Raw genomic sequence first — 15,410 nt, forward strand, 5'->3', positions numbered from 1 at the left:
TCTCATTTTTCTCTCATGGTCTACTCATAGTGTTTGGATAAACTATACGTAATAAGAAAAATCGGCACACCCCCGCCGGTCCTTTATTACTTTAGTAGTAATGATGAAATAGTTGAACAGCTTGACCACCGCTCCGGCTGCCCACTTCCCTTTCCGTGGGGTTTGTCCTTCAGCTAACTTTTTCGAGCCAAAACCGCTCGAAAAAGTGGATCTTCAGGTCAAACGATTCCCACAGGAGTGGAAGTGGGCGGCCTTCGCTTTATACATGTGCTACAACATTTGTCAGATCAGGCAATTTGAGTTGTCATCCCTGTGAAAGTGCAATGTATGGCTTAGGAAATTACTAATAAGGTTTATAAAACCCAATATCTTTTTTCTATTATTCGTTGTAGATAAAGTATAGCGAAGGCGACCGTTTAGAAACGTAGCGGCTTCAGAATCAACTGAGATAAAGGAATTACGGTGAGCAGAGCCGATGATCTTCTTTGTTAAGGGCCGCTTTATTCACAGGGGGGGAATTTTATAATTTTCCAGAACACAAGAAATGAGGAGTGATCATGGATGAAAAAAAAGCTGTTATATCCCTTAATTCTAGTTATCGTAATCGGTGGTGTATTTGTCATTTACAATTTCACTTCTTCTCCTGCTGATGCCTATTTATCAGAAGAAGAAGCAAAAGAAAAAATATCGAAACAATACTCCGGTGAAATCGCAGAAATAGAATTAGAAGCGGAAAATAACAAAAAAATATATAAAGTAAAAATCAAAAGAACAGATCGTGATTATGAGTTAAAAATAGATGCAGAAACGGGAGAAGTATTACTGTTAAATGAAACATCTGTAACCGAAAGTAACAACTCTACTAGAAAGGAGGTTACTGCAGTTGATGATAATATTGAACAAGAGGATAACAGTAGAAATAACCATACAGAAGATCGTGATGATAGTAGCACTGAAGAAACTAAGCAGCAACCAAATAACACATTAATTTCTGCAGAAGAAGCAAGTGATATTGCATTAGATCAATATCCAGGTGCGGAAATTATCGATTTTGAACAGGATGAAGATGATGGAAGATACCTATATGAAATCGAATTGATAACTGACAAAGAAGAAATTGATTTGGAGATTGATGCATATACCGGTTCCATTATTTCCATTTCTAAAGATGAACTTGATGAGGACTAAAGCTATTTGATAAAAAAGACACTATGTCTCACCAATGATAAATTTTTTCCTTCATCACGCTTATGACGGACACTTTTCTCTCACTTCCTTCTTTTTTGTCCTTCATAAGAAAAAACTGAGCAAAAACCGCTCGAAAAAAAAGGATCTTCTGGTCAAACAATTCCCACAAGATTGGGAATGGGCATCGCTAAGACCTTGTCAAAAACATATGTCAGACCTAGCAACTTGGGTTATTACCCCAGTGGTGCTTATTATCGTTCAACATACGATAGTATCACGAATTATATGCTTTCTTATTTTATTAAAAAGATACCCTTCACCAATGGAATGAAGGGCATCTTTTAAGATATTCGATGTAATTGCTTCTTTTAGCAAAAATGGCATCAAACAAAAGCAACATATAATCCATAAACTACTAACAAATAAACTAATGAACTTGCAAATAAGAGATTGGCCCATTTTTTTACTGATGGTGTTTTAAAGCCGATAACTCCAATGATTAACCAACCAACATTTAGTAATGTGATAAGGACATAAAACAAAGTACTGAATCCACTCAAAAACAAAGGAATAAATAGCAACAACAATATATAAATATTAGTCCTGCGAATTGTAGTCTTGAAACCACGTACTACTGGTAACATTTTCAATCCTGATCTTGCATAGTCTTCATACTTACGAATGGCAATTGCATACGTATGTGGCATTTGCCAAAGAAACATAATTGCAAAAAGACTTAGTGGAATAGGGTGAAACGCTGAACCTATTACCCCCCACCCCATCAATGGTGTAACTGCACCTGATAAACTGCCTATATGTGTATTCCACGTTACTTTTCTTTTAGTCCAAATTGTATATACAACAACATACGTATACCAACCTACAAAACCATAAATGGCAACCTCTAAATTAATTAAAAGTAACAAAAATTGCCCAATCAAACTCAAAACTATTCCCATTATCAGAATCGTACGTAAAGAGATAGAGCCAGTGACAGTCGGCCTATTTTTAGTCCGTTCCATTAATTTGTCAACATCTGCTTCTAACCAATTATTTAATGTTAAAGCACCTGCAACCAACATTGCACTGCCGATCAGCAGCAATAAGAAATCAACCGAATAGTCATCGAATCTAATATCATAATAACGCGCGGCGATCATAAATCCGAGTACTGTCGGTAACACATTCGCAATTAATACAAATCTTTTAAATAAGTATTTTAATTCTGTCAAAACACTAACCATTCCGTGAACTCCTTAAACCTTCTTTATATAAACGTGCCAGCTTGAACCAGTTCCAATATTGTGAGCTTTAGCAAATGAACCTTGGTTGATCGCCATTGCCATATTATCCAACGAATTCACATATAATACTGGCTCTCCAATTTGAATAGCAGCGAATGAGCGACCAAACGTCATCTTATTTCGGTATACTCTTCTCGTATCATGGAGAATTTCTATTTCGACTGCTTCACCATATTCAATATTTAATTCGAAAAAAAGCTCTCTACTAATATTAGTCCACAAATTACCAAAACGGACATCCAATATATCAATCGTCCCGCTTATCATTTGCTCCTCAAGCTTTGGCTCATAAAACGGCAGACGTACTATATCCTCTATTTGTAATTCTGGTCCAATATTATCAAAAGAAATCACCCCTGCAGCTATTCGAGCTCCTGTATAGGCATAAATATCTCGACCATGAAAAGTATGAGAAGCTCCTGACTTTGGTAACCGATTGACCTCTTCATCAATTTCTCTGATTTGCTTAATGCCAATTTTATTATAAATATGTGTTAACGTACCATTATCTGGTGTAACAATATATTGATTATTCTTTGTTTTGACAACCACACTTTTTCGTTCTGAACCGACTCCTGGATCTACAACAGATACAAAAACAGTATTTTCTGGCCAATAGGACACTGTTTGTAATAATCGATAGGAACCTGACCAGATATCAAACGGTGGTATATCATGAGTATTATCAAATATGTTAACGATTTTACTTACACTATGCGCAACACCTTTCATTGCACTTACTGCTCCATCTTCTAGTCCGAAATCTGATTGTAACACCAATGGATTCATCATCATGATTACCCCTTTCTATGCTTAGCACCATTATACTATTATCTAGCAATGAAATGAAAGAATATCATTTGAATCCTAAATACTTGGTGCTTGCATAAAAAACCGACACCCACTATCAGGTGCCTGCCTTTCTTCATATAATTAAAATGCTGGCCAATCATTACGCCAGTTTACTTTTCGGATTTGCATACGAATGACACCATCGGCATCCCCATCATAATAATGATAAACCATAAAATAGTCGCCATCTTTCTTGATAATATCTTGCCCACCTGGACCAATTTGATTATCCTGGCTATCTAATATAATATCACCACCGCCTTGCAGTAACTCCTCCCCTTCGAAATCTAGATATGGGCCAGTTACAGCTTCAGCACGACCTACCGCTATTTTATAGGTACTATCTACACCATTACAGCATGAATCCCAAGAAGTTAATAGATAAAAATAACCATCTCGTTCAAAAATAGCCGGTCCTTCGATGGCATTGTGCTGAGTTGTAGCTTGTCTGGAAGCAATTTTCGTCGGTTCTCCATTTAATTCCTTCATATTATCTGAGAGCTCTTGAACTGCAATCCCACCAAAATGAGAGCCATAAACCATCCACCAGCTACCTTCTGCTTCAAAAACCATTGGATCTATTGCGTTATACTCTGTTTCACCAGGTGCTGACGTTAAAATCGGTCCATGGTCTTCCCAGCTAGCTATATCGCCTGGTGTAGTCGTACTAGCAACACCAATTCCGGAATGATTCGTACCAAAAATGGACGCTGCATAATAAAGATAATATGTATCATCCTTTTCTACAACATGCGGAGCCCACAGATGTGCAGTATTATACTTAAAGATCCATTCTGGCACCGCAATTTCGCCCATCGCTTCCCATGGACCTGCTAAGGATTCCGTAGACTTTCTCATGAAGATACCTCCAGGATCTTCTGTACTTCTTGCTACACCTGTAGATACTACGAAAAATTCACCATTTGACTCAAATATCGACGGATCATGTACTGGATCATCAATCCCTAATGCAGGATCATAGTCACCATAATCCCCACTCATTTCTAACAAACCATCTTCATCACTATTTGATAAACCATTTAATTCATCATCATAAAGACTAACTACTATTAATATACCTAACGCTATTATAATAGCAACCCACATACTCCGTTTATTCAAAACAAAATCCACCTTCCTATGTAATTGTCCGCACACATTATAGCATAAAATTAACCATAATGTATACGTTTGCAGATAAAGGTGGATTAAATTAATAAATTAGATATCCATATAATTTCCATTATTATCAATAAATGCAAACGGACTCGATTTCCATCCATTCTCTATGAGACTATATATATTATCTGCTGTATCATCGGGATCTTGTGGCGCCTTCTCACCACCCATATCTGTTTTCATCCATCCTGGATGGACAGATACAACTTCCACTGGTTCATCCTTTAAATATACCCTTAATTTTTCAGTAAGCATATTCAAAGCCACTTTTGTCATACCATAAGGATAGTCGCCACTATAAGCATTGGTAAGACTTCCAGCTTCGGAACTGATATTAATAATCGCTTGTGTTTCTGCTACATGTTGCCTAATACCAATTCGTAAAACAGGAAGAAAATGTTTCACTACTCGCATTGGACCTAAAGTATTCACATCAAATGCTTGCAGTGCGGCATTCATATCCAATTCTTCTATCGCCTTTTCCCGTTCGTTTAAAATAGCTGCATTATTTATAATCACATCTAAATATTGATCAGTCAGTTTCACTGCTTCAGCAGCTTGCTTGACTGATTTTTCATGCGTGACGTCCATATGAATAATCCGAAGTTGTCCTTCATAAGATTCTTTTAAATTTTGTAATTCTTTTATGTGTTTATCCGCTACAGAGCGAACAGTAGCAAAAATAATATTGCCTTTTTTCAAACCACTACGTACTAAGGCTAAGCCTAAGCCTCTATTAGCTCCTGTAACTAAAACTTTCATCTTTTCACCCCATTCTTTATTGTTGAAAACCCTTACATATATTTTATCACAATCTCCTATCTATTTGGTGAAAAACTAATAAAATAGCACTACTGTTGACACGATATTCTTAATTATCAGGCCAACAGCAGCACTTGTTTCCATTATTCACTTTTTATTTCTGATCACCTTCACACCCTCCATTAATACCACACTTCCGAGTGCTAATGCGAAGGCAATTAATCCTTGATTCCAGCCAAATTCAGCTGGGATATGGAACACTTCTCTTGCGAAAGGCATAATGGTAATCGAATATAGTACAAACCCAATTACGACAGCTCCTAATACATATTTATTTTGGAAAAACCCCGCACCAAAAGCAGTCTGCACATTTGATCTTGCTGGGAAGGTTTGTAACGTCCTCGACAGAATAAGGGTGGTAAAAGCCATTGCTACCCCCATTTCTTCTGAGTGTTGTAACCCAATATAATGAGAAATGATAACTGCCACCCCAATTAATAGCCCTCGAATAATGACGGATCGTAATGTTCCTTCAGCAAAAATCCCCTCATCTATTTTTCGAGGTTTACGCTTCATAACGTTTGGTTCTGATTTTTCCATCCCTAAAGCAATAGCCGGCAAAGAATCATTAACAAGATTAATAAATAATAATTGTAATGCTGTAAACGGATTAGCCCAATTCATAATTACTGCAAACAAAATCGCAATAATCGCCCCTAAATTTCCGGCGAATAAATAAGCTATTGACTTCTTGATATTATCAAAAACGGTTCGTCCCACTCTTACAGCTTTCACAATCGATACAAAATTGTCATCAGTTAAAATCATTGCCGCAGAATCCTTCGCCACATCGGTTCCACTCCCCATTCCAATTCCGATATCAGCCTGTTTTAACGCTGGAGCATCATTGACCCCATCACCTGTCATCGCAGTAATTTGGTCTTTGCGCTGCCATGCTTTCACAATTCGGATTTTATTTTCAGGTGAAACACGGGCATATACAGAAATATGTTCTAATTTCTCGTCTAATTCTGTGTCAGACATATTGTCCAATTCTTTACCAGTAACAGCTAAATCACCTTCAGCCATTAATCCGATATCCTTACCGATCGCTTCTGCGGTTGTTTTATGGTCACCTGTGATCATGACAGGTTTTATACCTGCTTTTTTTGCTTCTTCAATTGATCCATAAACTGCATCTCTTGGTGGGTCCATCATTGCTGTAAAACCTATTAAAGTGAAATCTTGTTCATCATCTAATGTGATCTTTTGATCTTCTTCGATTTTTTTATATGCAAAAGCTAAAACACGTAAAGCTTGCTTGGAGTAACGCTCATTTTGATTCTCTAAATGTTCAAGCCATTCCGAAGTTAATTCTTGTTCCTCACCGTTAACGAAAATAGTACTTGCACGGTCTAACATTACATCTGGACCGCCTTTGATTAACATCAACCGTTCTCCATCAATCGTATAGACAGTCGACATCATTTTCCGATCAGAATCAAAAGGCAGTTCTGCTTCACGCTGATATTTATTTCGTAATTCTTTATATGACAGATTTTGCTTTTCCGCTAATCGAATCAATGCAATTTCTGTCGGATCTCCAATTTCATTGTTATCTTCATTAATATAGGAATCATTACAAAGCACTAAGATTTGAATGAGTAATCGTTCACTTTTTGTCCATTTTTCTTTACTGAACGGATCCTTAATTTCTGGTAAATAGGCTTCTGTAACGGTCATTTGATTTTGGGTTAATGTTCCGGTTTTATCGGTACAAATCACACTCGTAGAACCAAGTGTTTCTACTGCCGGTAAACGGCGAATGATCGCATGTTGTTTTGCCATTTTATTAGTACCAACTGATAAAACAATCGTCACAATGGACTGCAAAGCCTCAGGAATAGCTGCAACCGCAATAGCAACGGAGAACATTAAGGCATCTAATATTGCCTTCGTCATATCAACATCAGTATCATTAAACCAAATCCGACCAACCTGTACGGCAAAGATAACGATACAAATAAGTAAAATCGCAATCCCTAATTTCTTACTGAAAGAATCCAGTTTTCGTTGCAATGGTGTTTGTTTTGTTTCCGCTGTTTCAATCATTTCGGCAATTTTTCCAATCTCAGCTTTTTCGCCAGTTGACGTTACCACGAAAGTAGCTCGACCATTCACTACTAGTGAGCTGGAAAACACCATGTTTTTCTGATCGCCGATTGATACTTCCTCTTGAATCGGTTCGGTGACTTTTTCTACTGCATCGGATTCACCTGTCAGCATACCTTCATTAATTTTTAATGATTCAGCTTCCAAAAGACGACCATCTGCCGGTATATAGTCTCCTGCCTCGAGCAAGACAATATCACCTGGTACTAATTCACGTGCCATTATGGTATGACTTGTACCGTCACGAATCACTTTAGCCTCTGGTGCAGACATATCCCGGAGTGCATCTAGTGAACTCTCCGCCTTCTTCGTTTGCACCACACTGATAATGGAATTTAACAAAATAACGATGAAAATAATGATTGATTCTATTAATTCACCGAGTACTAATTGCACAATTGCCGCCGCGAGGAGCACAACGACCATTGCGTCTTTAAAGCTTTCTAAAAATAGCTTCCATGTCGGTACTTTTTCTTTATCAGCGATTTCGTTATAGCCTTCCTGTTCAAGTCGGTTGTTAACTTCGTTGGCTGTCAACCCATTCGAAGGTGATACTTCCCATTTTTCTAATACTTCCTGCTTCGTTTTTTGATAACTACTCAAGATGGATCTCCTCCTGGTTCGATCGTAATCAATACTTTTTCTATACGATAGTCGGATATTTCTACTGCTTCAAATGTCAGGTTTTTATACGCTATGGATGGTCGCTCCTCTGAATTTTGCGGAATGTATCCAAGCTGATGAACAATAAATCCATTCACCGTCTCGAAATCGTCGTAAGGTAACTCCATTTGGAAAGCTTCCTCCAATAAATAGAGATGAGTCGTGCCCTCCACCTCATATTGATTCGTATTAACTTTTTTTACACTGCTAGCTTCATCTTCACCAGGTAAATGATGTTCACTTAATATTTCCCCGACAATTTCCTCGATCATATCTTCCATTGTAATAAGGCCATCAATTCCTCCATATTCATCCACGATCATCGCAATATGAATGTTATGCTTTTTCATATCACGAAAGGCGATATCAATTGGCTGGGACTCCATTACATAATAAGGTTTGCGTAAGAGGTGATTCCACGGATGATTATTTCCTTTTAAATAAGGAAACATGTCCTTCATATGTAAAATACCAATAACATGATCGATACCCTCCTCATAGACAGGAAAACGAGTAAAACGTTTATCATTAATGATATCTAAGATTTCATCGATACTTGACTCGACATTAATGGCTGTAATATCTGTTCTGTGTGTCATAATATCGGAGACGGTTTTATCATTAAACTCAAATATATTATGAATCATCCGCTTTTCATCATTTTTGATCGTTCCACGTTCACCACCAATATCTACTAACATTCTTATTTCTTCTTCATTTGCCTCTTCTTGTTTGGCATGGGGATCTACTCCAAACAATTTTACGATTAAGTTCGTCGAAAGATTCAATATTTTAACAAATGGATAACTAATTTTAAACAATATTGATAATGGATTAACGGTTTTATATGCGATGGTTTCTGCTTTTTGTAAAGCTAATTGTTTCGGTACTAACTCCCCAATTACCAATGTAAAATAGGAAAGTAGTATCGTAATAGTAACAACAGCGATTGTTTTTAGTAATGATAAAGCGACCGGTATACCGATAGACACTGACCATTCCGCTAAAGGTTCCGCAAATCGATCAGCAGCAAACGCACTTGCCAGAAAGCCTGCTAAGGTTATACCGATTTGAATCGTTGCTAAAAAACGGCCAGGTTCCGATAATAACTCCTGCAATTTAACTGATTTTTTATCTCCTTGTTCCGCTCTTTTCTTTATTTTATTGTCATTCAAAGCAACTAGTGAAATCTCAGAAGCCGCAAAAAATGCATTGATTAATATTAGTAATACAAGAATAATAAAAGATAATACCAAAATACCACCTTCTCTTTGCCAGTCTTATCATTGTTATACCCAAAATAAACGGTAACAAGACAATTTTTTTGATAATACATGATTAAAAAATGTTAAATTTGGATGAAACCTGTTACAAAATATGTCATAATAGATTATGTTAGAAAATTTATTCTTAATATGTGATAATAAAAATAATTTAATTAGTACTCAGAAAGTAGTTGGTGGAATTATGCAGTTAGAAATAGATAAGTCGTCTTTACCGGTGTATGAAGCATTAGCAAGCCAAGTTAGATTAGAAATTATTCAATTATTATCGAAAAATAAAATGAATATTAAGGAACTATCCAGTGTTTTAGGGATCAGTAGCCCGATTGTGACCAAACATATCGAGAAGTTAGAAAAAGCTGGTATAATTCGAACAGAAAAGATACCGGGGAAATCCGGGTTACAGAGAATCTCCATATTAAAAGTCGACCACATCGAAGTCAATTTCCCTAAAAAAATCTACCATTCGTTTGCTACATATGAAACGTCAGTACCTATTGGTCATTATACAGACTATCATGTCGTACCTACTTGTGGCTTGGCAACTAGTAAAGACTTTGTTGGCCCAGTAGACCAAACCAAATATTTTATGGATCCTAAACGGATAGACGCACGAATATTATGGTTTACTCAAGGATTTATTGAATATAAAACTCCGAACTTTTTACAAGAAGAAGATCAATTACAACAGATGGATATCAGCTTTGAAATCTCATCGGAGTTTCCATTTTCAAACGAGGTATGGCCATCTGACATTACTTTCACTTTAAACAATATCGAGTTAGGAACATGGCAAAGTCCTGGTGATTTTGCGGATACTAGAGGTAAATATACCCCTGACTGGTGGCCGCACAACATTAACCAATATGGGTTATTAAAAACGATTCGTGTCACGTCACATGGTACCTATATGGATGGGGAACCTTTGTCAGATGTAACCATTCATGATTTAGACACTACTGTAGATGGATGGAAATTCAGAGTAGAAGTAAAAGAAGATGCCGAACATGTCGGTGGAGTTACATTGTTCGGAAAAGAATTCGGAAACCATGATCAGGATATTAATTTTAAATTGTATTATATTTAATAGTTAGCTATTTCATAAGGGAGTTTGGAAAACAAGAACCCGTTTCCATATTTATTGGACGGGTTTTTTGTTATTGAAAATTATATATTCCATATTTATAGTATGTCGCGAATTACTATCCTTCTAAAACTTTTGTCTTTTTAAAGTGTAAAAAAAACAGCTTCACAACGGCTTTTACTTCCTTTAAAATAAAAGTAGAAGAATGTCGAATTATGAAATGAAAAAGAAAATGAGGGAACAGTGATGAAAAAAACAGTAATCATTGCAGATGATTCGCGATTTATGAGGCAATGGCTTAAGCAGAAAGTAGAACAACATTCTTATCAAGTTGTCACGGAAGCCTCAACTGGTCTAGAAGCAGTTAAAGCATATCAACAATACAAACCAGATATTATCATCTTAGATATCGTTATGCCAAAATCGAACGGATTAGATGCCTTACTAAAAATCAAAGACTTAGATCCAAACGCTAATGTCATCATGGCCTCTTCCCTCGCCACTCACGATAACGTTACAAGGGCATTACACTACGGAGCCAAAGACTTTATCATTAAACCACACTTTCATAACTTGATACAAATTATGGATAGTATCTTCGATTAGCAAGGCTCTTGAACTATTTAATGTAGAGCGGACATTTAGTGCCTTATTTGTTAGAATAACAACCTTTTTTGATCTTGGGCGGACTTTTATTCCCTTATTCGGTCATTTAAATTAATATTAGCACTATTTTCGATGAATAGCGGAATAGATGTCCGCATGCACCCTAAAAATGGCACTTTTGTCACAAATAACGGAACAAATGTCCGCGCTCAGCCCTAAAATAATCTATGTTTATGTTACTTCGTAGCTTGGAACAAAAGCGCAAACGACACAGCGACTTCACGGTGAGTTAAGCTTGGCATTTGTCTAGCCAAGCTTCCTCACTAAAATAATTCGTAATAGCTTTCTTGTCCTAAGTGCTGAACATATTTGTCCGCCAATTCTTTTAAATCCGTAGATTCTTCTAAAAAGAGCCACTGATCATCTTTTTCACCCGTATAAGATTTACGTTCTACTTGAAAAGCTCTCGTGTCTTTGTCCAATAATGTAAAGCATAACTGCGCATCATATGTTTTATATTTCGGGTCTGATAATGCCTCAACAATCAAAGGATTCTCATCAAACGGAACCGGATTTTCGTACGTATACAAATAGATACTTTTTTGTCTGATATCTAACTTATAATCCTTAATTGGACTATTATATTCCATACTCTCGTTAATTAACTGCACTTCTTCATCAGTTATTTTCCGCCTTGACTTTTTCGTTAAAAATACCCTTCCATTCGGGTGTTCATATATTTCATAACCTTCTGGAATGCTATCAACTGAAGTATTAGAATCATCTTTTTTAAAATAATAGGACGGGTTACCTTTATTCGTTTTCCTTACATGTAAATAGTACTCATCTCCACGAAAGTTCGTATATTTCACTGCCATCTTTACACCACCTTTAGTTTCATCACCGATACATAATCTCAAGATTTTACTTTCATTAGTATAACAAAAATCAGATTAAAGTGAAACTTTGAATAGAAACATGTTTACAATTGAATAACATTTAAATAATGTGATTTCGATCACAAATAACTTCTTATCCTTTTGTTACAGTAAAAGTAATACAAGTAAAGGAGGATCAATATCATGAGAGAGTTCCAACTAACTGATACACCTGCAGATATTGTCAAAATATACCCGAAAGCAAGTGATTTTTTTAAAAAAGAAAAAATTGATTTTTGTTGCGGCGGTGACCAACCTCTTCAATCTATTCTCGATAAGAAAAAAAGACCTGTTGATGGCAAACAACTTATCGGATCGATCAATAAATCCTACCAAGCATGGATAGATGCCGGCAATAAAGAAATCAATTGGGATGAAGTCTCTCCTTCAGAATTGGTGGACTATATTATGCAACATCATCATCACTATTTACATGAAGAGTTAACACCACTTAGCCAGTTTGTTACAAAAATATACCGAGTACACGGTCCGCATCATCCGCACCTTGAAGATTTATATAAATTATTTCATCAATTCAAAATGGAAATGGAAGCTCATATGATTGAAGAAGAACGTGATTTATTTCCGCTCTTTGAAGAATATGATGTAGAGCCTAGCGAAACATTAAAGGAGCACATTTTCCAATTGAACAAAACGATGATCGAGGATCACGAATTTGTAGGTGAAATTATTCAACAAATGAACGAAATAACCAACGACTATACATTACCAGAAGGCGCATGTAATTCATACAGGATCACCTATGCTAGACTAGCAGAGCTAGAACAAAACACGTATCAGCATATACACTTGGAAAACAATATACTCTTTAAGTCGATTTCATAAAGTAAGCAAGAACTGGAACATAACTAAACAGGAAGAACGAGAATCCGAACAATCTGAGCCTAGCGTAGACTCCTGCGGGAATTCACGTAAGCTGAAGCCGCGCCCACGGTATAGGATAAACTGCGAAAGCAAACTTTGGGCAGATGTTCGCTTATGCCCTTAGGGTAAAAGCGAATTATTTTGCCGGAGCGGTAGGTGTACTCAGATATTAATGTTCGGATTTTTTCTTATCTTTTGTCCCTGCGACAATTCCCGAGGAACACTTCCAAATTATTGTATTGATTTATGATAATATAGTGTAATAATGATCCATATTGGGAATAGTTTAAAGAGTATTATTCTAATGTAATTAAAGGAGTGCTTATGCATGGAAATTAAAGTATCAGATCAAGCATTACAATGGTTTAAAGACGACGTAGAGGTAAGCGATGGAGATACAATTAAATTTCAAGCTAAATATGGTGGCTACAGCCCAATACATGAAGGCTTTTCATTAGCCTTTGCACTAAATGAACCAATGGAAGATACGATTACAACAACTGAAAAAGATGGCATTACCTTTTTTATTGACGTAACAGATGCATGGTATTTTGAAGGGTATAATTTAATTGTCGAATATAATGAACAACTAGATGAAGTTGCGTATGATTATGAAGAAATTCAGTAGAAGAGTGAGGAATTCCCTCACTCTTTTTCTTTATCTAAATTTTCCTACCTCTCGAACCAATTCCAACGAAACAGGAGGAAATTATGTTAAAATAAAGGAAGACTTAACAGGAAGGTAGCGAACTTCATCGCTTGCTTGATGAATCTTGAAGTGGAGCCTTACGGACGGTTAGCAACGTGATAAAAAGGAACTTATTAGAATGTTAAGTATAATTTCTCTATACATATTTTATAAAGGAGGTTTTAATCGATGGGGAAGCAGGAGTTCCGTAAAGCGATGAGCAAATTTGCGACAGGAATTACTGTCGTAACATCGGAATTGGATAATGAGATACAAGGAATGACAGTCAATGCGTTTATGTCTGTATCTTTGGATCCACAACTAATCACTATTTCACTAGATTCCAAAACGAATTTTTACCAAAATGCCGATAAAATTAAACGATTCGGCGTTAGTATCTTACGAGAAGAACAACAGGAAATATCCATGATCTTTGCTAAACAAATAGAAAAGGAATATAAAGACTTTACAAATTTAGATGGTATACCTGTCATTGATCATGCACTCACTACATTGGCATGTTCGGTTGTCAATACGGTTGAAGCAGGTGATCACTTACTGATTATTGCAGAAGTAGACGAAATCAAATTAGACGAAGGTAATCCAATTCTTTATTACAACAGTACATATAAAAGAATATCGGATAAATAGAGACGGTACGGAGGATAGTCATGGCCATTCTTGCAATCTTACGAAATAGTGCAATATTACCTAAAAAAGAAGCTATGTTTTGGCTAAATCGAGTAAGTATGAGGGGTACACTCGTTTATCTTTTTCTTATATTCTTTATTAGCTTCTTGCCTAATGTCATTTTAATGATAACAAACTTTAAACAAGGTCAATCTCACATTTCTTTTAGTCAATTTCTATTACAAATTATTGTCTTTTATCCATTTTTTATCATGTTTATCGTTGTTACAGGGATTTCCATATTAGCAACCGGCTCATGGATACTAAAAGCCTTCCTGCAGCGCAAATTAGCATATCAACAATTATGGAAAATGACTTCCTTTGCGTTACTTTGGCCATTAATCATTTATCACCTGTTATTTTTCACACCACTACCAACTTCCATTGCTTTTTTAGTTGGGTTAGTGTTGTTATATATACTCATCTATCAAATGATTTTGATTTACCCAAAAAAAAGAAAGTGAGGGAGTTTCATTGGCAGATAATGAGTGGAAGATAAGCCATAGCTCAACTACACAAGTAGATCGGTTTAAAATAACGATCGATGAAGTATTACTTGCAAATGAACAGACACAGAATTTTTCGTATATTGAATTTCGTGATGGTGTCTGTGTTTTGGCATTAACAGATGATAATAAAGTGATTATGTTAAAACAATATCGCCATCCATTACAATCCACTGAACTAGAATTTCCTGCAGGTATGATTGAAGAAGATGAAGAACCTCTTTACGCAGCAAAACGGGAATTACTAGAGGAAACAGGATATCAGGCAGAAGAGTGGCAATCTCTCGATTATTTCTATCCATCTCCTGGTTCCACAACCGAAAAAATCCACTTATATCTAGCAACAAAAGCAACAAAGATAGATGACCAATTCTTAGACGAGCTAGAAAACATCGAGGTTGAAATAGTAAGTATGAAAGATTTTTGCAAACTGGTAGAGCAAGGGATTTTCCGCCATGGTGCCGGTCTTGCTTGTTGGGCTAGATATTTAAGTATGTCTTTCAATTAATTCTTTTTTAAAAAAGCTTGATCCATACTAGTGTCTGCAAGAATTGATTTAATCATGCAGACACTTTTTTATAAATCGTCCATAAGGTTAATTCTTAGAAAC

At 36.2% G+C, this 15,410-nt stretch carries 15 protein-coding genes; 8 read left to right on the top strand and 7 right to left on the bottom strand.

Annotated features, from left to right (window positions below; translation table 11 throughout):
• Positions 1-561 precede the first annotated feature (561 nt).
• A complete protein-coding gene (locus J5J03_RS12065; protein WP_208589832.1) occupies positions 562-1,188 on the top strand; it encodes a PepSY domain-containing protein in 627 nt (208 codons plus the stop codon).
• A gap of 383 nt (positions 1,189-1,571) precedes the next feature.
• Here J5J03_RS12065 and cyoE read toward each other — a convergent pair whose 3' ends face one another.
• The 6 genes from cyoE to J5J03_RS12095 form a co-directional block, all read right to left on the bottom strand.
• Positions 1,572-2,432, bottom strand: coding sequence for a heme o synthase (gene cyoE, locus J5J03_RS12070; RefSeq protein WP_208589834.1), 861 nt, complete (start codon positions 2,430-2,432; stop codon positions 1,572-1,574).
• A gap of 12 nt (positions 2,433-2,444) precedes the next feature.
• Positions 2,445-3,287, bottom strand: a complete 843-nt coding sequence (locus J5J03_RS12075; RefSeq protein WP_208589836.1) for an SAM hydrolase/SAM-dependent halogenase family protein — start codon at positions 3,285-3,287, stop codon at positions 2,445-2,447.
• Positions 3,288-3,425: 138 nt separating this feature from the next.
• Positions 3,426-4,466, bottom strand: coding sequence for an arabinan endo-1,5-alpha-L-arabinosidase (locus tag J5J03_RS12080; RefSeq protein ID WP_208589837.1), 1,041 nt, complete (start codon positions 4,464-4,466; stop codon positions 3,426-3,428).
• 99 nt (positions 4,467-4,565) lie between these two features.
• Positions 4,566-5,285 carry an SDR family oxidoreductase gene (locus tag J5J03_RS12085; RefSeq protein ID WP_208589838.1) on the bottom strand — a complete coding sequence of 240 codons (720 nt, stop codon included), beginning with the start codon at positions 5,283-5,285 and terminating at the stop codon, positions 4,566-4,568.
• Positions 5,286-5,432: 147 nt separating this feature from the next.
• A complete protein-coding gene (locus J5J03_RS12090; protein WP_208589839.1) occupies positions 5,433-8,060 on the bottom strand; it encodes a cation-translocating P-type ATPase in 2,628 nt (875 codons plus the stop codon).
• Positions 8,057-9,376 (bottom strand): hemolysin family protein, encoded by a 1,320-nt coding sequence (locus J5J03_RS12095; protein ID WP_208589840.1) that lies wholly within the window; start codon positions 9,374-9,376, stop codon positions 8,057-8,059. Before J5J03_RS12095 ends, J5J03_RS12090 begins: the two co-directional genes overlap by 4 nt.
• Positions 9,377-9,587: 211 nt before the next feature.
• Here J5J03_RS12095 and J5J03_RS12100 point away from each other — a divergent pair, with 211 nt between their 5' ends.
• Both J5J03_RS12100 and J5J03_RS12105 read left to right on the top strand, forming a co-directional pair.
• Positions 9,588-10,490, top strand: a complete 903-nt coding sequence (locus J5J03_RS12100) for an ArsR/SmtB family transcription factor (protein WP_208589841.1) — start codon at positions 9,588-9,590, stop codon at positions 10,488-10,490.
• A 243-nt stretch (positions 10,491-10,733) separates the two neighbouring features.
• The gene (locus J5J03_RS12105; RefSeq protein ID WP_208589843.1) at positions 10,734-11,093 is read left to right on the top strand and encodes a response regulator; all 360 of its coding nucleotides are present in this window, start codon (positions 10,734-10,736) and stop codon (positions 11,091-11,093) included.
• Positions 11,094-11,416: 323 nt separating this feature from the next.
• Here J5J03_RS12105 and J5J03_RS12110 read toward each other — a convergent pair whose 3' ends face one another.
• A complete protein-coding gene (locus tag J5J03_RS12110; RefSeq protein WP_208589844.1) occupies positions 11,417-11,971 on the bottom strand; it encodes a hypothetical protein in 555 nt (184 codons plus the stop codon).
• A 204-nt stretch (positions 11,972-12,175) separates the two neighbouring features.
• Here J5J03_RS12110 and ric point away from each other — a divergent pair, with 204 nt between their 5' ends.
• The 5 genes from ric (at position 12,176) to J5J03_RS12135 (ending at position 15,308) form a co-directional block, all read left to right on the top strand.
• A complete protein-coding gene (gene ric, locus J5J03_RS12115) occupies positions 12,176-12,877 on the top strand; it encodes an iron-sulfur cluster repair di-iron protein (protein WP_208589845.1) in 702 nt (233 codons plus the stop codon).
• A 367-nt stretch (positions 12,878-13,244) separates the two neighbouring features.
• A complete protein-coding gene (locus tag J5J03_RS12120; protein WP_208589846.1) occupies positions 13,245-13,544 on the top strand; it encodes a HesB/YadR/YfhF family protein in 300 nt (99 codons plus the stop codon).
• 249 nt (positions 13,545-13,793) lie between these two features.
• Positions 13,794-14,255 (top strand): flavin reductase family protein, encoded by a 462-nt coding sequence (locus J5J03_RS12125; RefSeq protein ID WP_208589847.1) that lies wholly within the window; start codon positions 13,794-13,796, stop codon positions 14,253-14,255.
• Between the two features lie 20 nt (positions 14,256-14,275).
• Complete coding sequence (locus J5J03_RS12130; RefSeq protein ID WP_208589848.1) at positions 14,276-14,758, top strand: hypothetical protein; 483 nt, start codon at positions 14,276-14,278, stop codon at positions 14,756-14,758.
• A 10-nt stretch (positions 14,759-14,768) separates the two neighbouring features.
• Positions 14,769-15,308 carry an NUDIX hydrolase gene (locus J5J03_RS12135; RefSeq protein ID WP_208589849.1) on the top strand — a complete coding sequence of 180 codons (540 nt, stop codon included), beginning with the start codon at positions 14,769-14,771 and terminating at the stop codon, positions 15,306-15,308.
• Positions 15,309-15,410: the final 102 nt, after the last annotated feature.

This window comes from Gracilibacillus suaedae, from assembly GCF_017599345.1.
Taxonomy (GTDB): Bacteria; Bacillota; Bacilli; order Bacillales; family Amphibacillaceae; genus Gracilibacillus; species Gracilibacillus suaedae.